Annotated in this window: 17 protein-coding genes; 1 reads left to right on the top strand and 16 read right to left on the bottom strand. The window is 70.9% G+C overall.

Features of this window, described 5'->3' with window-relative positions:
• Nucleotides 1–162: 162 nt before the first annotated feature.
• The 6 genes from ACIF9R_RS16925 to ACIF9R_RS16900 all read right to left on the bottom strand — a co-directional run bounded on the left by ACIF9R_RS16925 (nucleotide 163) and on the right by ACIF9R_RS16900 (nucleotide 6,262).
• On the bottom strand, nucleotides 163–1,806 hold the full coding sequence (locus tag ACIF9R_RS16925; protein WP_399980203.1) for a beta-N-acetylhexosaminidase: 1,644 nt from the start codon (nucleotides 1,804–1,806) through the stop codon (nucleotides 163–165).
• Nucleotide 1,807: 1 nt separating this feature from the next.
• Nucleotides 1,808–2,653, bottom strand: a complete 846-nt coding sequence (locus ACIF9R_RS16920) for a carbohydrate ABC transporter permease (protein WP_399980200.1) — start codon at nucleotides 2,651–2,653, stop codon at nucleotides 1,808–1,810.
• 29 nt (nucleotides 2,654–2,682) lie between these two features.
• Nucleotides 2,683–3,642 carry a carbohydrate ABC transporter permease gene (locus ACIF9R_RS16915; protein WP_399980197.1) on the bottom strand — a complete coding sequence of 320 codons (960 nt, stop codon included), beginning with the start codon at nucleotides 3,640–3,642 and terminating at the stop codon, nucleotides 2,683–2,685.
• Complete coding sequence (locus ACIF9R_RS16910; protein ID WP_399980194.1) at nucleotides 3,639–4,931, bottom strand: extracellular solute-binding protein; 1,293 nt, start codon at nucleotides 4,929–4,931, stop codon at nucleotides 3,639–3,641. The genes ACIF9R_RS16915 and ACIF9R_RS16910 overlap by 4 nt, the downstream gene beginning before the upstream one ends.
• Nucleotides 4,932–5,377: 446 nt before the next feature.
• Nucleotides 5,378–5,659, bottom strand: coding sequence for a DUF3039 domain-containing protein (locus tag ACIF9R_RS16905; protein WP_010039914.1), 282 nt, complete (start codon nucleotides 5,657–5,659; stop codon nucleotides 5,378–5,380).
• 30 nt (nucleotides 5,660–5,689) lie between these two features.
• A complete protein-coding gene (locus ACIF9R_RS16900; RefSeq protein WP_399980192.1) occupies nucleotides 5,690–6,262 on the bottom strand; it encodes a YqgE/AlgH family protein in 573 nt (190 codons plus the stop codon).
• Between the two features lie 313 nt (nucleotides 6,263–6,575).
• Between ACIF9R_RS16900 and murA the strand changes: the two genes are divergently transcribed.
• Nucleotides 6,576–7,916, top strand: coding sequence for a UDP-N-acetylglucosamine 1-carboxyvinyltransferase (gene murA / locus ACIF9R_RS16895; RefSeq protein ID WP_399980190.1), 1,341 nt, complete (start codon nucleotides 6,576–6,578; stop codon nucleotides 7,914–7,916).
• Between the two features lie 180 nt (nucleotides 7,917–8,096).
• Here murA and ACIF9R_RS16890 read toward each other — a convergent pair whose 3' ends face one another.
• The 10 genes from ACIF9R_RS16890 to ACIF9R_RS16845 form a co-directional block, all read right to left on the bottom strand.
• Nucleotides 8,097–8,378 carry an HU family DNA-binding protein gene (locus ACIF9R_RS16890; protein ID WP_004987462.1) on the bottom strand — a complete coding sequence of 94 codons (282 nt, stop codon included), beginning with the start codon at nucleotides 8,376–8,378 and terminating at the stop codon, nucleotides 8,097–8,099.
• 394 nt (nucleotides 8,379–8,772) lie between these two features.
• Nucleotides 8,773–10,182: an NAD-dependent malic enzyme gene (locus tag ACIF9R_RS16885; protein ID WP_399980187.1), complete on the bottom strand. Its 1,410-nt coding sequence runs from the start codon at nucleotides 10,180–10,182 to the stop codon at nucleotides 8,773–8,775.
• Nucleotides 10,183–10,564: 382 nt separating this feature from the next.
• Nucleotides 10,565–12,898: a HelD family protein gene (locus ACIF9R_RS16880; protein ID WP_399980184.1), complete on the bottom strand. Its 2,334-nt coding sequence runs from the start codon at nucleotides 12,896–12,898 to the stop codon at nucleotides 10,565–10,567.
• Nucleotides 12,899–13,636: 738 nt separating this feature from the next.
• Nucleotides 13,637–14,398: an anti-sigma factor family protein gene (locus ACIF9R_RS16875; RefSeq protein ID WP_399980181.1), complete on the bottom strand. Its 762-nt coding sequence runs from the start codon at nucleotides 14,396–14,398 to the stop codon at nucleotides 13,637–13,639.
• Between the two features lie 74 nt (nucleotides 14,399–14,472).
• A complete protein-coding gene (locus ACIF9R_RS16870) occupies nucleotides 14,473–15,057 on the bottom strand; it encodes a sigma-70 family RNA polymerase sigma factor (RefSeq protein WP_037932079.1) in 585 nt (194 codons plus the stop codon).
• Nucleotides 15,058–15,425: 368 nt separating this feature from the next.
• Complete coding sequence (locus ACIF9R_RS16865; RefSeq protein ID WP_399980178.1) at nucleotides 15,426–16,019, bottom strand: CGNR zinc finger domain-containing protein; 594 nt, start codon at nucleotides 16,017–16,019, stop codon at nucleotides 15,426–15,428.
• Nucleotides 16,020–16,127: 108 nt separating this feature from the next.
• Nucleotides 16,128–17,282 (bottom strand): uroporphyrinogen-III synthase, encoded by a 1,155-nt coding sequence (locus ACIF9R_RS16860; RefSeq protein WP_399980175.1) that lies wholly within the window; start codon nucleotides 17,280–17,282, stop codon nucleotides 16,128–16,130.
• A 129-nt stretch (nucleotides 17,283–17,411) separates the two neighbouring features.
• The gene (locus ACIF9R_RS16855; RefSeq protein WP_399980172.1) at nucleotides 17,412–18,767 is read right to left on the bottom strand and encodes a nitrate/nitrite transporter; all 1,356 of its coding nucleotides are present in this window, start codon (nucleotides 18,765–18,767) and stop codon (nucleotides 17,412–17,414) included.
• 180 nt (nucleotides 18,768–18,947) lie between these two features.
• A complete protein-coding gene (locus tag ACIF9R_RS16850; RefSeq protein WP_399980170.1) occupies nucleotides 18,948–19,835 on the bottom strand; it encodes a hypothetical protein in 888 nt (295 codons plus the stop codon).
• A gap of 26 nt (nucleotides 19,836–19,861) precedes the next feature.
• On the bottom strand, nucleotides 19,862–20,332 hold the full coding sequence (locus tag ACIF9R_RS16845) for an ATP-binding protein (RefSeq protein ID WP_399980167.1): 471 nt from the start codon (nucleotides 20,330–20,332) through the stop codon (nucleotides 19,862–19,864).
• Between the last annotated feature and the right edge of the window lie 4 nt (nucleotides 20,333–20,336).

Raw genomic sequence — 20,336 nt, 5'->3', positions numbered from 1 at the left:
TCCGACCGGGAGCGAACGGACGCGCGCGAGCCGTCCGGCGTCCCGGGCTCACGGACCGCCCGCCCCGGGGCCCGGGGGCGTACGGGCCGGGGACTGCCCCAGGGGGTGCCCGGCGGATCATGCCGGGGACGTGGGGTCCGGCCTGATCCGCCGGGCACCCCCCTAGAGGTTCGGCGGCGGGCCGTCGAGCGGGCGTCCCAGCACGCCCGGACGCCGCTGCCAGGGCAGCGGGCCGGTGGGTGGCCGGTAGGCGACGCCGAGGGCGTCCAGGCGCCGGTAGTGGGCGGTCATCCGCCGTTCGAAGCCGGCGAAGTCCCGGTCGGCGGGGGCGGGCAGATCGCTCCAGGCCACCTCGGCGAGCGCGGCGAGCCGGGGGAAGGTCTGGTAGTCGACGCGCCCCTGGTCCTCCATCACCTCGGTCCACACATTGGCCTGGGTGCCCAGCACCCGCGCGGCCTCCTCGGCCGTCAGCTCCGCCGGTACCGGCTCGAACCGGTAGACGTCCTCCAGGGTGCGCACATATCCGATCGGCACCGGCTCGTCGGGGCCCGCGTCCTGACGGTAGTCCAGGTACACGTACTGCTGGGGGCACATGACCACGTCGTGTCCGGCGCGGGCGGCGGTGACCCCGCCCGCGTAGCCGCGCCAGGAGGACACCGCCGCGTGGGGCGCCAGGCCGCCCTCCAGGATCTCGTCCCAGCCGATCAGCCGGCGTCCCCGTGCGGCGAGCCACCGGTCGAAGTGCCCGATGAACCAGGACTGGAGCGCGTCCTCGTCCGCGAGTCCGAGGTCGCCGATCCGCTTCTGCGCGGTGTCCGACGCACGCCACTGGTCCTTGGGGCATTCGTCGCCGCCGATGTGCACGAACGGCGAGAACGGACCGGCGTCCGCGGGGAACAGTTCCAGGACTTCCTCGAGCACTCCTTCGTAGAAGCGCAGGGTGTCGTCGGTGGGGGCGAGTACGTTCGGATTGATCCCCCAGGTGTCCCAGACGGTCAGGGAGGCGGTGTCGACGACATCGGAGTTGCCGAGTTCCGGATAGGCGGCGATGGCGGCCTGCGAGTGCCCGGGCACGTCGATTTCGGGGACCACGCTGATATGCCGCTCGGCGGCGTAGGCGACGATCTCGCGGATGTCGTCCTGGGTGTAGTGGCCGCCGTGCGGTGTGTCGTCCCACAGCGGTGAGGCGCGGTGGCCGATTTTCGTCCGGGCGCGCCAGGAACCGGTCCCGGTGAGCTCCGGATACCGCCGGATCTCGACCCGCCAGCCCTGATCATCCGTCAGATGAAAGTGGAACACGTTGAGTTTGTGCGCCGCCATCAGATCGAGCTGCCGCAGCACACCGTCCTTGGGCATGAAGTGCCGGGCGACGTCGAGCATCAGTCCGCGCCAGCGGAAACGGGGCGCGTCCTCGATCGTGACGTGCGGCACGGTCCAGACCCGGTCGCGGCGGACCGGAGCCCTGCGGAAGGCGTCGGGGCCGAGAAGCTGGCGCAGCGTCTGCGCGCCCCGGAAGACCCCGGCCGCGCTGCCGCCCTCGAGGAGGACGCCGCTCCCGTCGCTGACGAGGCGGTACTCCTCGGCACCGAGCCCGGGATCGAGCCGGAGTCCGATGCCGTCTTCGCAGGTGTCGTCGAGCTCCCGGCCTTCGCCCAGCGGCAGGCCGGTCGCCCCGCCCAGGACGGTGCGCAGCCAGCGGCCCACGCCCTCCGTCCCGGGGCCGGCGTACAGCTGGGAACGCGCCGTCAGCCGCACGTCGCCGGAGCCGGTGACGACGCTGCGGGGCGCTGGAATCAATGCGGTCACATCAGTCCTTCACCGCGCCGCCCAGTCCGGAGACCAGTCGCCGCTGCACGAGTACGAAGAAGACCAGGACGGGAATCGTCATCACGGTGGAGGCCGCCATGACCCCACCCCAGTCCGGGTCGTCGGGTTTGTAGAAGACCAGCAGCGCCATCGGCAGGGTGGACTGCGAGATGTCGCTGATGATGAACGACTTGGCGAACAGGAAGTCGTTCCAGGTGGAGATGAAGGAGAACACGCTGGTCGCCACGAGGCCCGGCAGGACGAGCGGGAAAAGGATCTGCCAGAGAAAGCGCGCGCGGCTCGCCCCGTCGATGCAGGCGGCCTCCTCCAGCGCCTCCGGAACGGCTTTCACGAACCCCCTGAGCATCCAGATCGCGAAGGGCAGGGAGAAGGCGATGTGGGGCAGGATCAGCGACCACAGCGTGTTCAGCCCGCCGAAGTCCCGCATGGCGAAGAACAGGGGAATCGTCAGCGCCTCCACCGGCACCATCTGGGCCACCAGAAACATGATCAGCAGGGTGGTCCGCATACGGAACCGGAATCGCGTCACGGCGGTCGCGGCGAGAAACGCGATCAGCGCGGAGGCGACCACCACGGCGACCGCGACGACGACACTGTTGAGGAAGTACCGGCCGAATTCCTGCTGCCCGAAAACCCTCCGGAAGGAGTCCAGTGTGGGCGCGAGGGTCCAGGGCCGCGGCTGGGTCGACTCGATCTCCCCGGCCGGTTTGAAGGCGCTCAGGACCATCCAGTACAGCGGGAAGGCGACCACGGCGGCGATCAGCAGCGCCGTCGTCTCGGCGACCGCCCGTCCCGGACGCCGTACGGACCGGCGCGCAGGATTCACCCGGAGTTCCCTGTTCCGACCCACCGGGCTCACAGTTCCTCCCCCTGGCGGCGCAGCAGCCGCAGGTACACCAGCGTCACGGCGAGCAGGATCAGCAGCATCACCACGCCGATCGCGGCGCCGAGGCTGTACTGCGAGGACGCGAAGGCCCGTTGGTAGGCGTAGACGTTCAGGACCAGGTTCTGGCCCGCGATGCCGCCGCCGTTGGTCATGACGTAGATCTGGGTGAACACCTTGAAGTCCCAGATCACCGACTGGATGGTGACCACCACCAGGATGGGCCGGAGCATCGGGGCGAGCACCGAGCGCCAGATCCGCCACTGCGAGGCCCCGTCCAGGGACGCGGCCTCCAGCACCTCGGTCGGTACGGCGCGGATGCCGGCGTAGACCGTCACCATCACGAACGGGAAGGAGCACCACACCACTTCGAGCAGCACCAGGAAGAAGGCGCTGAACCGCCCGTACGTCCAGGCGTGGTCGCCGAGCCCCAGCATCCGGTTGACGGGCCCGAAGTCGGCGTCGAAGAGGAGCAGCCAGACCGTGGAGCCGGTGACCGCCGGGGTCGCCCAGGCGCCGAGCGCGGCCAGCATCAGCGCCGTCCGCGGCACCGCCCGCACGCGGGTGAGCAGCACGGCGAGCGCACAGCCCACGGCCAGCGTGCCGGCCACACAGGCCGCCGCGAACACCACGGTGGCCAGCAGCACCTGCCAGAACTGCTCGTCGCCGAAGAGCTCGGCATAGTTCCCGAACCCCACGAAGGCCGTCGGCTCCCCACCGCTGACCTGCGCCTGGGTGTAGTGGAAGAGCGAGATCAGCCCGAGCTGGTAGACGGGGTAGGCCAGCAGCCCTGCGAGGACCACGAGAGCGGGCGCGAGATAGAGCCACGGGGTGCCCGAACCCGCCCAGCGGGGTGGGGAACCGCGCGAGGAACCACGCAGCACCCGCACCCGTCCGCGTTCCGCGCCCACGGAGCCGACGGGCACCGTCATCCGACGGAGCCGAACGCCGCGTTCATCTTCTTCGCCGCATCCGCAGAGGCATCGGCCACACTCTTCTTGCCGGAGACGATCTCCTGGAACATCGTCGGCAGCACCTGTGACGAGTCGATCTGCGCCCACGCGGGCGAGGCCGGCACGAACTTCGTGTCGGCGGACAGCGTCTCGACGAACGGCTTCACGAAGGCCTCCTTCGCGGCCACCTGCCGGCGGACGTCCGAGAACGTCGGCAGGAATCCCATCGCGTCGAACAGTTCCTCCTGTGTCTCCTTCGAGGCCAGCCGCTTCATCAGGTCGACGGCGAGGGTGCGGTGCGAGGTGGACTTCAGCACGCCGAGGTTGTTCCCGCCGGCGAACGCGGGGGCGATGGACCCGGCCTCGACGCCCGGCAGCGGTACGACGGCGTACTTGCCCCTGACCTTCCCGGCCTCCACGGCCGCGTGGCTGAAGTCGCCGGCGATCGCCATGCCGGCCTGGCCCGCGGCGAAGGCGGTCACCGTGTCGTTTCCGGTCATCCCGGCGCACTTGGCGGCCGGGCAGTTGTCGTCCCCGAAGAGCGAGGTGTACGCCTCGATGCCCTTGCGGGAGTCGGCGCTGTCGATGACGGAGGCGTACGAACCCCCCTTACCGGCGGCGAGTTCGCCGCCGTGGGCCCAGATGAAGGGCATCGCACCGTAGGTGTAGGCGCCACCGACCGCGATGCCGTACATCCCGGGCTCCGCGGCCCGGATCTTCTTGGCGGTGGAGATCAACTCGGCCTGGGTCCGGGGGACGTCGAGGCCGAGTTCGTCGAAGACGTCGGTGCGGTAGTACAGCGCGCGGACGCCGACGAAGTACGGGGCTCCGTAGACCTTGCCGTCGACGGTGACCGACTGCCGTGCGGTGGGGTCGGTGTCGTCGGCCTCGTCCCAGGCGGTGAACTCCTCGGTGAGGTCGGCGAGTCCGCCGTCCTGCACATAGCCTGCGGTGTCCGTGTTGCCGTACTCGATGAGGTCGGGCGCGGACTTCGGGTCGTTGAAGGCGGCCTTGATGCGCTGGGCGCGGGTCTCCACGGGTATGTACTCGACGGTGACCTCGGTGTCCTCGTGCGCCTTCTCGAACTCGGCGAGGACGGAGTCGACGAGCTGTGCCTTGGGGTCGTTGTTGACCTCCTGGAAGAGCCAGACGCGCAGGGTGCCGGTCTTCTCGTCCTTGTCGGAGGAGGAGTCGCCGGAGGTCTGGGGGGTACAGGCGGCGGTGGCGAGGACGGCCGCGACGGCGACCGTACGGGCGGACAGCTTCATGGAATCGCTCCTCCGAACGCGTTGCAACATACGCAATATCGGTTTCGCTGTGCACAACACACCGGAGGCTAGGGACTCGGTGAACCGCGCCACAAGAGGTCTCAACCACTCCGTGACCGACCGACGCACCCTGTGCAACGCACGGACAGCGCAAAGGCCCCCAGGAGCGCGCAAAGCACACCTGGGGGCTCGGGCCTGTCCGGCGGATCAAGTCGGAGGAAAGCTACGGGGCCTTGCAGCCCAGGTGAGCGGGGTCTGGTGCGTGCAGCTGCAAGGCGGAGGAGGGAGTCGACGCGATGGGGGTCCCCCCACTCGAGCGAAGCCGAGAGTGGGGGAGTCGGCGAGTGACGACAACGCCGCAGATGGGCGTGCCAGACCCCGCGTCTTTGGCATGATCCGCCGGACAGGCCCTGGGACAGGTCCGGGCCGGCGGAGGGAGGGGGACGCTACTTGTCGCCCTTGCCCTTGTCGTCGTCACCGGAGCCCATGGATTCGTAGATCTCCTTGCACATGGGGCAGACCGGGTACTTCTTCGGGTCACGGCCGGGTACCCAGACCTTGCCGCACAGCGCCACGACGGGCGTGCCGTCGAGGGCGCTCGCCATGATCTTGTCCTTCTGGACGTAGTGGGCGAAGCGCTCGTGGTCACCGTCGCCGTGGGAGGTCTGCGGCGTCGGCTCGACGAGGGTCCCCGTACCTGTCCCGCGCTCGGGCTCAAGAGTGCTCATAAGAGCCAAGGGTACTGAAGCCCACCCGCATCAGTTGAGCGAAGGGTCGTCCGGATAGGTGGCCACCATCGCCAGCTCGCTGCGCTGGCGGCGCAGCACCGCGCGCCAGAGCCGCTCCGGGGACGGGGAGGAGACGTCACCGGGCTCGGACTCCACGACGTACCAGGCGCCGTCCACCAGCTCGTCCTCCAGCTGGCCGGGGCCCCAGCCGGCGTATCCGGCGAAGATGCGCAGGGAGCCGAGGACGGAGGCGAGCAGCTCCGGCGGGGCCTCCAGGTCGACCAGCCCGATCGCGCCGTGCACCCGCCGCCAGCCCAGCGGCGCGGTCTCCCCGGCCGCCCCGCCCGGGACGACGGCGACACCGAGTGCGGAGTCCAGCGACACCGGGCCGCCCTGGAAGACCACACCGGGTTCACCGGCCAGCTCCGCCCAGCCCTCCAGGATGTCGCCCACGTCCACCGGCGTCGGGCGGTTGAGGACGACACCGAGGGAGCCCTCCTCGTCGTGGTCGAGAAGGAGCACCACCGCGCGGTCGAAGTTCGGGTCCGCCAGGGCGGGAGTGGCCACGAGCAGCCGCCCTGTGAGCGAGGACACCTCGGTCATGCCAGACATGATCCCGCATTCGCCCTTCGTGCGGGGAGGCAATGGGGGCACGGGGGTGAACACGGCCGCGCATCCGATGGAGCCCCCTGGTGAAGCCTCGTTCCAGGGGTGGCGCCGGGGGGCGGGAGGGCGGACGGGTGCACGCCGGGCGCACGGGAAAACGGCGGTGACCCGGTGTGGCCGACGCGGAACCGTTCGTGTTGTGACAGAGCCATGACGTTTCCCGTCCGTCCGCGGGCTTACTTATGAGGGGGCGGGGGCGATTACCCTGTGGCTTCAGGCCCTGCCCCCCTCTCCACGGAACGCGAGATTCATGACCGTCAACGACGATGTCCTGCTGGTCCACGGCGGAACCCCGCTGGAGGGCGAGATCCGTGTCCGCGGTGCGAAGAATCTCGTACCGAAGGCCATGGTCGCGGCGCTGCTGGGCAGCGGACCGAGCCGCCTGCGCAACGTTCCGGACATCCGCGACGTGCGGGTCGTACGGGGTCTGCTGCAACTGCACGGCGTGACGGTCCGCCCGGGAGACGAACCGGGCGAACTGATGCTCGATCCCACGCATGTGGAGAGCGCCAACGTCGCCGACATCGATGCCCACGCCGGCTCCTCCCGGATCCCGATCCTGTTCTGCGGCCCGCTGCTGCACCGGCTCGGGCACGCCTTCATCCCGGGTCTGGGCGGCTGCGACATCGGCGGCCGGCCCATCGACTTCCACTTCGACGTGCTGCGGCAGTTCGGCGCGACCATCGAGAAGCGGGCGGACGGCCAGTACCTGGAGGCCCCGCAGCGGCTGCGCGGCACCAAGATCCGGCTGCCGTACCCGTCCGTCGGCACGACCGAGCAGGTGCTGCTCACGGCGGTGCTCGCGGAGGGCGTCACCGAGCTGTCCAACGCGGCGGTGGAGCCGGAAATCGAGGACCTGATCTGCGTCCTGCAGAAAATGGGCGCGATCATCGCCATGGACACCGACCGGACCATCCGCATCACCGGTGTGGACAGGCTTGGCGGCTACACCCACCGCGCCCTGCCGGACCGGCTGGAGGCCGCCTCGTGGGCGTCCGCCGCGCTGGCCACCGAGGGCAACATCTACGTCCACGGCGCCCAGCAGCGCTCGATGATGACGTTCCTGAACACCTATCGGAAGGTCGGCGGCGCCTTCGAGATCGACGACGAGGGCATTCGTTTCTGGCACCCCGGCGGGCAGTTGAAGTCCATCGCGCTGGAGACGGACGTGCACCCCGGCTTCCAGACCGACTGGCAGCAGCCCCTGGTGGTCGCCCTGACCCAGGCGACAGGTCTGTCGATCATCCACGAGACGGTCTACGAGTCCCGCCTCGGATTCACCTCCGCGCTCAACCAGATGGGCGCGCACATCCAGCTGTACCGGGAGTGCCTGGGCGGTTCCGTCTGCCGCTTCGGCCAGCGCAACTTCCTGCACTCGGCGGTCGTCTCGGGCCCGACTCGTCTCCAGGGCGCCGACCTGGTCATCCCCGACCTGCGCGGCGGCTTCTCCTACCTCATCGCCGCCCTCGCCGCCCAGGGCACCTCCCGCGTCCACGGCATCGGCCTGATCAACCGCGGCTACGAGAACTTCATGGAGAAGTTGATGGAGCTGGGCGCGAAGGTCGAACTCCCGGGCAAGGCGCTCGGCTGACGGGACCTCTCACCTGACGAGACCTCACCACGAACGCCGATGGGGCGGCTACCCGGATCCGGGTGACCGCCCCATCGGCGTAGGTGGAAGCGCCCCACAGGGGCGCGAGGAACTGCGCGACCCACCACAGCGGACCCGCAGCCGCCCCCGGCGCCGAGCCTGAACGGCGCCTGCGCGCCCTTACTTGCCCTTGGCGGCTTCCTTGAGCTTCGAGCCCGCGGAGACCTTCACGCTGTATCCCGCGGGAATCTGGATCGGCTCACCCGTCTGCGGGTTGCGCGCCGTCCGAGCGGCCCGGTGGGTGCGCTCGAAGGTCAGGAAGCCGGGGACGGTGACCTTCTCGTCGCCCTTGGAGACGATGTCGCCGACGACCTCGGCGAACGCGGCCAGCACGGCGTCGGCGTCCTTGCGGGTCACCTCGGCGCGGTCGGCCAGCGCGGCCACCAGCTCACTGCGGTTCATGTTCTTACTCCCGTGTTCTTCTTGCCGTTGAGGCGTGCCACGCGGCGGAGCCGCATGTCGGGCACGGCGAAGCCGATGCTGCCAGGTTCCTCGGTGAGTCCCCGGACCCGGGTCCGTCGTCAGACCCTCGCGCCCAGGGACGCATCCTGCCCCTACCTGCGGCGGTAATGCCAATCCGGCACCCGCAGGAGTCGTGTAGAACACCCGAGGGAGTCACACGAAGAACGCCACGGGCTCGCCGCGGTGACGCTCCGTCCGCTTCCGGCAGCGGACAGCAGGGGCCGGAGCCCGGGTCTGGCCGCCACGATAGAGGGCGGCCAGGACCTACGGGTTCCACGACGCGCCGGTTCAAACCGGGCGTGGTGATCCTCACAGCCCTCGTGCGGCAAGGTCGCTACGCCCCCGCGGCCTTCGCCGCGTCGCGCACCGCGCCGGCGACCGCCCCCGCGACCTTGTCGTTGAACACACTGGGGATGATGTAGTTCGGGTTGAGCTCGTCCTCGGTCACCACATCGGCCAGCGCCTGCGCGGCGGCCAGCATCATCTCGGTGCTGACGGCGTGGGACTGCGCGTCCAGCAGGCCGCGGAAGACACCCGGGAACACCAGTACGTTGTTGATCTGGTTGGGGAAGTCGGAGCGGCCGGTGGCCACAACGGCCGCCGTCTGCCGGGCGATTGCCGGGTCGACCTCGGGGTCGGGGTTCGCGAGCGCGAACACGACGGCACCCTCGGCCATCGCGGCGACGTCCTCGCCGTCGAGGACGTTCGGGGCGGAGACGCCGATGAAGACGTCCGCGCCGCGCACGGCCTCCTTCAGCGTGCCGGTGAGGTTCTCGGGGTTGGTGTTGTCGGCGATCCAGCACAGGGCGGATCCGGGGGCGGCGTCCACCAGGTCCTCGCGGCCCGCGTGCACCACACCGTGGATGTCGGCCACCACGGCGTTCTTCACACCGGCGGCGAGCAGCAGTTTCAGGATGGCCGTGCCGGCCGCGCCCGCGCCGGACATCACGACGCGAATGCTGTCGATCGACTTCCCGGTGACCCGCAGCGCGTTGGTGAGCGCGGACAGCACGACGATCGCGGTGCCGTGCTGGTCGTCGTGGAAGACGGGGATGTCGAGCGCCTCGCGCAGCCGGGCCTCGATCTCGAAGCAGCGCGGCGCGGAGATGTCCTCCAGATTGATGCCGGCGAAGCCCGGGGCGATGGCCTTGACGATCTCCACGATCGCGTCGGTGTCCTGGGTGTCCAGACAGAGCGGCCAGGCATCGATGCCGGCGAACCGCTTGAACAGGGCCGCCTTGCCCTCCATGACCGGCAGCGCGGCCTTGGGGCCGATGTTGCCCAGGCCCAGTACGGCGGAGCCGTCGGTCACGACCGCAACCGAGTTGCGCTTGATGGTGAGGCGGCGGGCGTCCTCGGGGTTCTCGGCGATCGCCATGCAGACCCGGGCCACACCGGGCGTGTAGATCATGGAGAGGTCGTCACGGTTGCGGATGGGGTGCTTCGACGCCATCTCGATCTTGCCGCCGAGGTGCATCAGGAACGTACGGTCGGAGACCTTGCCCAGGGTGACACCCTCGATACCGCGCAGTTGTTCGACGATCTCGTCGGCGTGCGCGGTGGAGGTGGCCGCGATGGTGACGTCGATGCGGAGCCGTTCGTGTCCTGACGCCGTCACGTCGAGGCCCGTCACCGAGCCTCCGTGGGACTCGACTGCCCCGGTGAGCTGGGAGACCGCGCTTCCCCCCGCGGGCACCTCCAGCCGGATGGTCATCGAGTAGGAGACGCTGGGCGCCGTTGCCATGGCCGACTTCCTCTGCTTTAACCGTGTCGCGAAATGTGCCGTCCGATCGTCGCACCTACCGCTCGGTACGAGGTAGCCGTCCGGGATTGCGGACGTTTTGTTCACCGGTGCACGGGGTAACGCGGACAACGATTTCCATCATACGAAGGACGGTCGGACAAGCGGACAACGAGAGAGGCCCACGTCACTCAGATGTGACGTGGGCCTCTCGCACACTTGATGACACCGACCCGCCATGCTCGCCTCGCGGCAAGTGGTCGCTCGTAGCGACGAAGGTTGGGCCCGGGGGCTTGGATCGGGCCGGTGCCACACCCAGGCTAACAAACGGATGCCATAGGACCATTCCCCCGGCACAAGCGCTTTATCCGGATCTCCGGTGTCCTCAGTCCCTCAGCAGATCGGGCACCCCTTCGGCGTCCGGTTCGTCGCGGTCCGCCGAGACCACCGTCAGCTGCTGCGTAGCCCGCGTCAGGGCGACGTACAGCACGCGCAGGCCGGCGGGGGACTCATCGGCGATCTCGGCGGGAGAGACGACGATCGTCGCGTCGTACTCCAGGCCCTTGGCCTCCAGGCTGCCGAGCGCCATCACGCGATCGCCGAGCCCGTGGAGCCAGCGCCGGGCCTCCTCCCGGCGCTGCATGGCGACGACCACGCCGACGGTGCCGTCCACCCGGTCCAGCAACCGGGCGGCCTCCGCGCGCACGGTCCGGCCCAGCGCGCCCCCCGCGCTTCCCGGGTCCCCCGGGCCGCCGGAGCCGCGCGCGACGGCGAACCGGGGCTCGACGCCCGTGGACCGCACGGCCCTCGGCGACTCGGAGCCGGGCATGGCCAGGGCGAGCACCTTCGACGCCAGCTCGGCGATCTCCGCCGGGTTGCGGTAGTTCACGGTGAGCTCGAAGCGGCGGCGCGGGCGACTGCCCAGGGCCTCGTCACGGGCCTGGGCGGCCTCCTCGGGGTCCGACCAGGAGGACTGGGCCGGATCGCCCACCACCGTCCAGGTGGCGTGCCGGCCGCGGCGGCCGACCATGCGCCACTGCATGGGGGTGAGGTCCTGGGCCTCGTCGACGATGACGTGGGCGTACTCGACGCGCTCCTGGGCGAGCCGCTCGGCCCGCTCACGCTGGGTCTCCTCACGCACCGGCATCAGCTCCTCCAGGCCGGTGAGCTGGTCCAGCGGGTCGAGCTCGCGCTTCTTGCGGGGGCGGGCCGGGGCACCGAGCACGGCCTGGAGTTCGTCGAGCAGCGCGATGTCGTGCACGGAGCGCCCCTCCCGCCTCAGCGAACGGGCGACCCTGCGCACCTCGCCGGGGTTGAGGATCCGGCGGGCCCAGCGGCCGAGGCGCCGCTCGTCGGCCATGGCGTCCAGCACGGCGGCCGGGGTCAGCTCGGGCCACCACGCGTCGAGGAAGGCGGTGAAGTCGTCCTCGGAGGTGATGTCCTCGTCGAAGGAGGAGCGCAGCTCGGCGGCCAGCTCCGGGTCGGTGTGCCGGTGCCCGGCGCCGGAGCGCCCCCACAGGGCGTCGAGGAGCAGCTTGCGGGCGCGGGGGCGCAACAGGTTGACCGGGGCGGTGCCACCGAGGGCGGTACGGCGGATGTCCGCCAGTTCCGCCGCCTCCAGCTCCAGCCGCCGGCCGAAGGCGACGACCCGCAGCCGCTGCGGTGAATCGTTCATCTCCAGTGCGCCGCGTGCGGCCTTCCGCAGCACCTTCAGCATGCGGTACGAGCCCTTGGCGCGGGCCACCGCCGGCGCGTCGTAGACCGTCGCCTCGGCGCCGTCGACCAGGGAGCCGATGGCGCGGATGGCGACCTGGCCCTCCTCGCCGAGGGAGGGCAGCACGCCCTCGGTGTAGGCGACCAGGAGCGGGGTGGGCGAGACGATCAGGATGCCGCCCGCGTACCGGCGCCGGTCCTGGTAGAGGAGGTAGGCCGCGCGGTGCAGGGCGACGGCGGTCTTGCCGGTGCCGGGGCCGCCCTCGACGTACGTCACGGAGGCGGCGGGGGCGCGGATCACCAAATCCTGCTCGGCCTGGATGGACGCGACGATGTCGCGCATGGTGTGGGTACGGGCCTGGCCGAGCGCGGCCATCAGGGCGCCGTCGCCGATCACCGGCAGTTCACGGCCGTCCAGGGAGGCCCTCAGCTCGGGGCGCATCAGGTCGTCCTCGACGCCCTGGACCCGGCGGCCCTTGGACCGGATGACGCGGCGCCGCACGACCCGGCCGGGGTCGACCGGGGTGGAGCGGTAGAAGGGCGCGGCGGCGGGGGCCCGCCAGTCGATCACCAGCGGCGCGTAGTCCGCGTCGAGGACGCCGATCCGGCCGATGTGCAGGGTCTCGGCGATGTCGGCGGTGTTGTCGGGCCTGATGGCCCCCTCGGCGGGCTCCACGGCGGTGTACGCGCCGTCGGGGCCCTTCTTGCCGTCCTTGCCGGGCAGCAGGTCGATCCGGCCGAAGAGGAAGTCCTCGTACTCGTTGTTCAGCCGGTTGAGGTGGATGCCGGCCCGGAAGACCTGGGCGTCCCGTTCGGCGAGGGCGCCGGGCGTGCCGACGTGGCCGCGCCGGGCGGCGTCGCGCATGAGGAACTCCGCCTCGTGGATCTTCTCCTCGAGGCGGACGTACACCCGGTCCAGGTGTTCCTGTTCGACTCGGATCTCGCGGTCCCGAACGGAGTCGTGAACCGGTTCGACCGCGGATTGCTGTGGAGCCTGAGCGGCCACCGGGCCCCCTTCTGACGTGCTGGGCAGCCGTCAACCGTACGCGAAGGAGGCACCTGTCGGCTACGGGCCCGCCCGGCGGACCCCCTGCCGGGCGGGACGACCCGAGATCCGGGGCCCCGAACCGCTCCGGATCGACGGACCAACGGGGCCCGCGAACCGGTCTGGCTCGCCGGATTGACGGGGCTCGCGAGCCAGGCCGGAACGATGTACCTGACCTGACTGGCCCCGCGAACCAGGCCGGACCGGCGGACCTGGCAGGACCCGCGGCCCGTACGCACCCACCGACCGGCCGGGGACCCGCAGCCCCGCAGACCCGCAGACCCGCAGACCCGCAGACCCGCAGACCCGCAGGAGCGATACCCCCCAGCCCGATGCCGGGACCGCACCGGCAGCACACCCACCGACCAAGCGGGGACCCTCAGACCCGCAGGAACGGTACCCCCGGCCCGGTGCCGGCCCGCACCGGCGGCGCACCGTGCCGAAGACGGCGGGACCCCGCACGTTCCCCGGGACCCGGCGTCGGGCCCGTACCGGCAGCGCACCCTGCCGAAGACCGCGGGACCCCGCACGCCGCAGCCCGGGACCGTACCTCCGCCCACCGTGCCGGAGGGCGCGGGACCCGCGCGTTCTCCCCACCGCCCGAGGGGTGTGGGAGGGGACGCGTCGGCCTCGCTCACGGCTCACCGGCGCCACCGGCGCCTGCGGGAGCCGCCCGTCCTGCCTGATCCGCCGGAAGGCCTATGCGTCGACCTCGACGAGGAGGTCGCCCCCGGGGGTCATGATCTGGAAGTGGTCGATCTCGTTCGGCGCGAAGGCCGCGCCGCCCTGGACGTAGAGGGGCTGGCGGGCCTTGTCCGACTTGGCGTCGGGCAGGCCGTAGCCCTCGCCGGGCACGGACCAGGAGTTCGCCGTCTCGCGCTCGCCGTTCTTGCCGACGACGATCAGCGAGCACTTCTGCTTGCCCCTGACGTTCTTCACCTCCGTGACGATCTCGGTGCCCCAGAGCTTCTTCTCCAGGGCCACGGTCGCGGTGACCTGCGTCTCGGGGTCGGTCGCCGTGATCTTGTCGGAGATCTTGTCGAAGGCGTCCTTGGCGGGGTTGGCCGCGAGCGTCTGGTTGGTGCCGCCCCCGCCACCCGACTCGCTGTCACCGCCACTCGCCGCCACGGCGACGAACGGACCGCTCACGATCAGCGCGCCCGCGGCGGCCACCATGTAGAAGTTGCGGCGGCGCTTCCTGGCACGGCGCTCGGCGACCTCGTCGACCAGCTTCTCCACCACGCGGGGCGAGGGTCTGGCGGACAGGGACTCGCCCAGCGCGGGCGTCCCGGTGTCGGGCAGGTCCGCGAGGGCCGCCAGCATGGGTTCCATGCCGGCGAGTTCGTCGAGTTGTTGGGCGCACCACTCGCACGCCGCGAGGTGCGCCTCGAACTCGGTCGCTTCGGCGTCGTCGAGGATGCCGAGGGCGTAGGCGCCGACGGTCTCGTGCTCGTTCGGCACCGGTGATCCCTCCATGGCACCAGACATACCCGTACCGCCTGTGCCGAATCCCTGGTTTCCCCCGTACACACTCATCACGCCGTCACCCCCCGCTCCTCCAGAGCCAGCTTCATCGACCGCAGGGCGTAGAAGACCCGGGAACGGACGGTGCCGCTCGGTATGCCGAGTGTCTGTGCCGCCTCATTGACGGTACGCCCCTTGAAGTACGTCTCGACGAGGACCTCCCGGTGGGCCGGGGTCAGGTCGTCGAGCGCGTCCGACAGCGTCATCAGCCACAGCGCCTTGTCGATCTCGTCCTCCGCGGGGATGACCTCCAGCGGCGACGGATCGACCTCCTGCGGCCGGGCCTGCCGGCTGCGGTGGCCGTCGATGACGATGCGCCGGGCGACCGTCACCAGCCAGGGGCGTACCGAACCGGTCGCCCGATTGAGCTGACCGGCGTTCTTCCAGGCACGGATGAGCGTCTCCTGGACGACGTCCTCGGCGCGTTGCCGGTCTCCGGCGACCAGCCGCAGGACGTAGGCCAGCAAAGGCCCCGCGTGCTCGCGATACAGCGCACGCATCAACTCCTCATCGGGTTCTGAGGGCTGTGAGGACATGCGATGTCGGGCCCTCGACCCACGTTCATTGGCCACGGCCGCATCCTTGCGCACGCCCACCTCCGGTGTCCGGGGGATCCCCCAGTCGGTCGCTCGACAACCGGTACGGACGGTGGGCGTTGGGTGTTCAAAGAAAGTCGGCGGTTTTCTGCGGGACGGCACGACGAGCGGGACATGAGACCACATTCCCCCTGCTACTTCTTTACATTTCCGACACAGCGACAGGGACGGCCCCTCGCCCGCGGAGCGAGGAGGGCCGGCAGAGGTGTAACGGAGATCACTCCGGCAATTTTCGCGCCGTTCGGCGCACGGAAGCCGCATATGCCGCAAGCAACTTGAGCCGGACACTCCCTCAGACGTGTTCTCCGTCACGCGCCCTGGCTCGCCCTCAGGTGCGGGCTCAGGTGCCGGCTCAGGTGCTCAGGTGCTCAGGTGCGGGCGAGGGCCGCGCGACGGCGGTGACGGGCCACGCGCTCACGGTTGCCGCACACCTCGCTGGAGCACCAACGCCGCCTGCGGCCCCGGGAGGTGTCCACGTAGACGATGGGGCAGTTGTCGCCCTCGCACTGCCGGAGACTCGCGCGGGCGACCGGGTCGGTGAGCAGGTCCACCGCGTCCCGCGCGACCGCCGCGAGCAGCGCGGCCCGGCCGGGCGGGCCGTCGAGCCGGCGCACCAGCGTGCCGTCCTCGCCGGGCACCGCGCGGGGCGCGGGGGGTGCCGCGCGGGCGAGTTCGTTCACCCGGGCGAGGGCGAGATCGTACGCGGCGACACCGGGCGCCGGCCGGTCGCGGACCAACGGGGCGAGCTGCCCGCGCAGTTCACGGAAGGCCACCAGCCAGGAGGTGTCCGCGTGGGCCAGTGTGGTGTCCTGGGGCACGAGCCCGGAGCCGCGGATCCAGGCGCGCAGCACCGCCGCGGAGTCGAGCCGTTCCTCGGGATGGGCGGTCGCGAGGAGATCCAGGCAGACCCGCCCGGTGTCGAACCTCAGCTCGTAGGACGCCGTGACCGTACCCAGTGCCATGTTCCTGCCACCGCCTAGGTTGGCCCCGCGCGGGGGCCGGTGAGCGATCCGGGAAACCGTTCTCCTCCCACAGTGCCCGCCCGCCACGGCCCCCGGAACCCCCCGTGCTCAGTCGTCCCCGTACTTGGACTCCAGGGCCGGGTCCAGGGCGAGGCGGTACCCGCGTTTGACGACCGTCTGGATCAGCTTCGGCGCGCCGAGGGCGGAGCGCAGGCGGGCCATCGCGGTCTCCACCGCGTGCTCGTCACGGCCGGTTCCCGGCAGGGCGCGCAGCAGCTCCGCGCGGGAGACGACCCAGCCGGGCTGCCGGGACAGCGCCCGCAGCAGGGACATCCCGGCCGGCGGTACGGGTCGGAGCGCGCCGTCCACCAGGGCCGCGTGCCCCCGGATCTCCAGCCGGTGGCCGGCGACCGGCAACGCGCGGGACCGCGCGGGCAGTTCCCGGCAGAGCACCTGCACCAGCGGGCCGAGCCGGAAGCGTTCGGGCTGCACCGTGTCGATCCCGCGGGCCTGCAACGGCAGTGCGGTGACCGGGCCGACGCAGACGGCCAGCACATCGTGGCCGAGCGCGGTGAGCAGGTCGTCGAGCAGTCCGCGCTCCTCCGCGCGGGACAACAGGGACGCGGCGGCGGGCGCGCTGGTGAAGGTGACCGCGTCCAGGGCGCGGGCGACGCATCCGTCGATGAGACGGTCGACGGGACCGAGGTCCTCCGGGGGCAGCCACCGGTAGACCGGCACCCCCACCACCTCCGCTCCCCCGGCCCGCAGCGACTCCACGAACCCGGGCAGCGGTTCACCGTGCAGCTGTACGGCGATCCGCAGTCCGTCCACGCCCTCCTCCAGGAGCCGGTCGAGCACCTCGGCCATGGACTCCGACGCCGGTGACCACTCCTCGGTCAGTCCTGCGGCCCGGATCGCGCCCTTCACCTTGGGCCCGCGCGCCAGGATCCGCACCCCGCGCAGCCGCGCCAGCAGGTCCTCACCCAGCCCCCAGCCGTCGGCGGCCTCCACCCAGCCCCGGAAGCCGATGGCGGTGGTGGCGACCGTGATGTCGGGGGCCTGCCCGATGATGTCCTTGGTCGCGGTCAGCAGTTCGCTGTCGTCGGCGAGCGGCACGATCCGCAGCGCCGGGGCGTGCAGCACCGCGGCTCCCCGCCGCTCCAGCAGCGCGCCCAGCTCGTCGGCGCGGCGCGCCGCGGTCACCCCCACGGTGAACCCCGCGAGGGGACCGTGCTTCGGTGGCTGCTCTTGTTCGTCGTACATGGCTCTCGTCCCGCTCGGGTCGGCGTACCGCGAGGAGGTGCGACTCCACCTCCCGTGCCGGCCGAGCCTGTCAACGATCCATGACAGGCTCGGTTCGGCTTCGTGTCACCAGTGTTACGTCATGCGCCGTCACACTTCGGCGTAGCTGAGCTGCGGCTTCTTCTCCGGGGTGGCATCCGTGTCCCTGGGCCGGGCCGCCGGGCGGCGCAGGTATACGGCCCAGGTGACCACGAAGCAGACCGCGTAACAGGCGAGGAACGCGACGAACGCACCGGTGCCGGAACCGTAGGAGAGGAAGGACTGGCGGAAGGCCAGGTTGATACCCACCCCGCCGAGCGCGCCCACCGCGCCGATCAGCCCCATGGCCGCCCCGGACAGCCGCCGCCCGTACGCCGCGGCCTCCTCTCCCCGGAGCCCCCGGGCCAGCGCCTTCGCCTGGAAGATGCCGGGGATCATCTTGTACGTCGACCCGTTGCCGAGACCGGTCAGCACGAACAGCACCACGAACGCGACGGTGAACAGGGCCAGTGACTTCTGCATGGAGGCGACGACCAGCACGGCCGTCGCCGCGCCCATCGCGACGAAGTTCCACAGCGTGATCCGTGAGCCGCCGTACCGGTCGGCGAGCCATCCGCCGACCGGACGGATCAGGGAGCCGAGCAGCGGCCCGATGAAGGTGACGTAGGCGGCTTCGAGCGGAGTGCGGTCGAACTGGTTCTGCAGCACCTGCCCGAAGGCGAAGCTGTAGCCGATGAACGAGCCGAACGTGCCGATGTAGAGGAAGGACATGATCCAGGTGTGCGCGTCCCGCACCGCGTCCTTGGCCGCACCGGTGTCGTTCCGCACCGAGGCGAGGTTGTCCATGTACAGGGCGGCGAGCACGGCGGCGACGATCAGCGGGATGTAGAGGCCGAGCAGCACCCGCGGTCCCCCGCTCGCGCCGATGATGGCAAGGGCCGCGATCTGGATCACCGGCACGCCGATGTTGCCGCCGCCGGCGTTCAGTCCGAGCGCCCAGCCCTTCTTCCGCAGCGGGAAGAAGGCGTTGATGTTGGTCATCGAGGAGGCGAAGTTGCCGCCGCCGATCCCGGCCAGCAGGCCGACCAGCAGGAACGTGGAGAAGGAGGTGCCCGGCTCCATCACGGCGAACGCGGCGACGGTGGGAACCAGCAGCAACGCGGCGCTGATCACCGTCCAGTTCCGGCCGCCGAAGACCGCGACGGCGAAGGTGTACGGGATCCGGACCACGGCGCCGACGAGCGTCACCATCGACGTCAGCAGGAACTTGTCGGCCGGGGTGAGGCCGTATTCCGGGCCCATGAAGAGCACCAGCACGGACCACATCGTCCAGACGGAGAAGCCGATGTGCTCGGACAGCACGGAGTAGAGCAGATTGCGCCGGGCGATCTTCTCTCCGGTGCGGTTCCAGAAGGTCTCGTCCTCCGGATCCCACTGCTGGATCCAGCGGCCGCTGGGCGCTGTCATGGGGCCTCCACTGTTCTCCGGGCGGGGCGCGGACGGGTGCCGCGAGGGGATGGTCCCGAAGGTAGGGAGGGAGAGTTTCCGCGCCGTGGCACGCGGTGACCGGCAGGGAACGTTGCGCTCACCCGTAATCGGGGCGGGGTGAGAGGTGTCCGGTGCCGGGCGCGGGCGTCGGCGTGAGGTTCAGGGGCGCGGGGGCTGCCAGTGGGGGTTCTGCTGGAGGTTCTGCGGGGCCTGGAACCCGGGCGGCTGGGCGGACTGCCCGTACGGGGGCTGGGGCTGGGGCTGGGGAGGGCCGTAGGAGCCGGGTACCTGGGCCGGGGTGCCGTACGGGCCGGGGGCCGGCTGGGCGTACGGCATCGGAGGCTGGTGGGGCTGCTGGAACTGGTGGCCGTAGCCGGGCGCGGGCGCGGGTGTGGGCATCCCCGGGACCGGGGCGCCGTACGGTCCGCCGCCGAAGGGGTTGCCATAGCCCGGTATCCCGCCCGGGGGCAGGTATCGCACCCGGCCGCGCCCGTCCGTCAGGGGAACGAATCCGGCCGCCTGGAGCCGGGCCGCGAACTTCGCGTTGCGCTTGCGGGTGACGACCAGGCCAACGCCGAGGACGGCCATGAGGACCAGCCAGAACACGCCCGCGATGACGAGGCCCGCGGACTCGTCCTCGAACCGGATGGCCATGGCCCCGCAGCCGATGGTGGCGGCGACGGCCCCGATCGCCATCCGCTTCTCGGCACTCTTGCCCGTGAGGTCGAAATTGATGCGGGCCTTGAGGAGTTCGAGGGCGTCCGGCACGAGGGGCGGCACCGACACCCCGTCGCCGGCGTTCGGGTACTGCGCCCAGTTCTGCGCGGCGCGGGCCCGCGCCTGGGGGCCGGGGTCGGGCACGATCAGCATCGTCAACTGGCCGTTGCTTCCGCCGCCCTGCCGTACATCCGCATACTCGTAGCCGAACTGCTGGGCGATGAAGGCGAGTCGGGCGAGCTTCTTCACGGATGCCATCGGACTCGTGAGCTCGACCGGCTCCCCGCTCGCCATCAACCGCAGCATCCTCCGCGTCTGCCGCTTACTCATCCGCCCTCGCCCCCTGGTCCCACCGTTCACTTCCGCAACAGCGGCAGTCTCGCATGCCCGCCCACTTCGAACCAGAGCAGCTTCCCGGCCCCTCGCCCCGGCCCGTCGTCACCGAGCACCCAACCACCCCAGGAGTCGGCGTACTCCCGCACAAGGCCCAGCCCACGCCCGGATTCGGCACCGGACGGAGCGAGCGGCACGGTGTCACCGCCGGACCGGTCGAACGGGGCTGGAATGCGGGGATCGCTGTCCCACACCCCGACGCGCAACCGCCCTCCGCCCAGCCCCGTGAGCCGCAGGGAGGCGGGTCCGTTGGTGTGCCGGTAGGCGTTGGTGACCAACTCCGACGTCAGCAACTCCGCGGCATCGGCGACGTCCTGCATCCCGTGCCCGTCGAGCGCTGCCCGCATCGTCACACGTGCGACGCGTACCGCGCGGGGGTCATGGGGGAGGCGAAGGGCGTACACCCAAGGGTGGGGCGGGGCTACGGTGACCATGGTT

This window comes from Streptomyces sp. NPDC086080 (assembly GCF_044540255.1).
Classification (GTDB): domain Bacteria; phylum Actinomycetota; class Actinomycetes; order Streptomycetales; family Streptomycetaceae; genus Streptomyces.
This window is presented reverse-complemented; position numbering and strand designations above follow the sequence as displayed.

Coding starts and splice junctions, on each gene's coding strand:
- ACIF9R_RS16845 (WP_399980167.1), bottom strand. CDS start 20,332: ATGGTCACCGTAGCCCCGCCCCACCCTTGGGTGTACGCCCTTCGCCTC.
- ACIF9R_RS16885 (WP_399980187.1), bottom strand. CDS start 10,182: ATGGCAACGGCGCCCAGCGTCTCCTACTCGATGACCATCCGGCTGGAG.
- ACIF9R_RS16905 (WP_010039914.1), bottom strand. CDS start 5,659: ATGAGCACTCTTGAGCCCGAGCGCGGGACAGGTACGGGGACCCTCGTC.
- ACIF9R_RS16850 (WP_399980170.1), bottom strand. CDS start 19,835: ATGAGTAAGCGGCAGACGCGGAGGATGCTGCGGTTGATGGCGAGCGGG.
- ACIF9R_RS16865 (WP_399980178.1), bottom strand. CDS start 16,019: ATGGCACTGGGTACGGTCACGGCGTCCTACGAGCTGAGGTTCGACACC.
- ACIF9R_RS16900 (WP_399980192.1), bottom strand. CDS start 6,262: ATGACCGAGGTGTCCTCGCTCACAGGGCGGCTGCTCGTGGCCACTCCC.
- ACIF9R_RS16915 (WP_399980197.1), bottom strand. CDS start 3,642: ATGACGGTGCCCGTCGGCTCCGTGGGCGCGGAACGCGGACGGGTGCGG.
- ACIF9R_RS16860 (WP_399980175.1), bottom strand. CDS start 17,282: ATGTACGACGAACAAGAGCAGCCACCGAAGCACGGTCCCCTCGCGGGG.
- ACIF9R_RS16855 (WP_399980172.1), bottom strand. CDS start 18,767: ATGACAGCGCCCAGCGGCCGCTGGATCCAGCAGTGGGATCCGGAGGAC.
- ACIF9R_RS16910 (WP_399980194.1), bottom strand. CDS start 4,931: ATGAAGCTGTCCGCCCGTACGGTCGCCGTCGCGGCCGTCCTCGCCACC.
- ACIF9R_RS16890 (WP_004987462.1), bottom strand. CDS start 8,378: ATGAACCGCAGTGAGCTGGTGGCCGCGCTGGCCGACCGCGCCGAGGTG.
- murA (WP_399980190.1), top strand. CDS start 6,576: ATGACCGTCAACGACGATGTCCTGCTGGTCCACGGCGGAACCCCGCTG.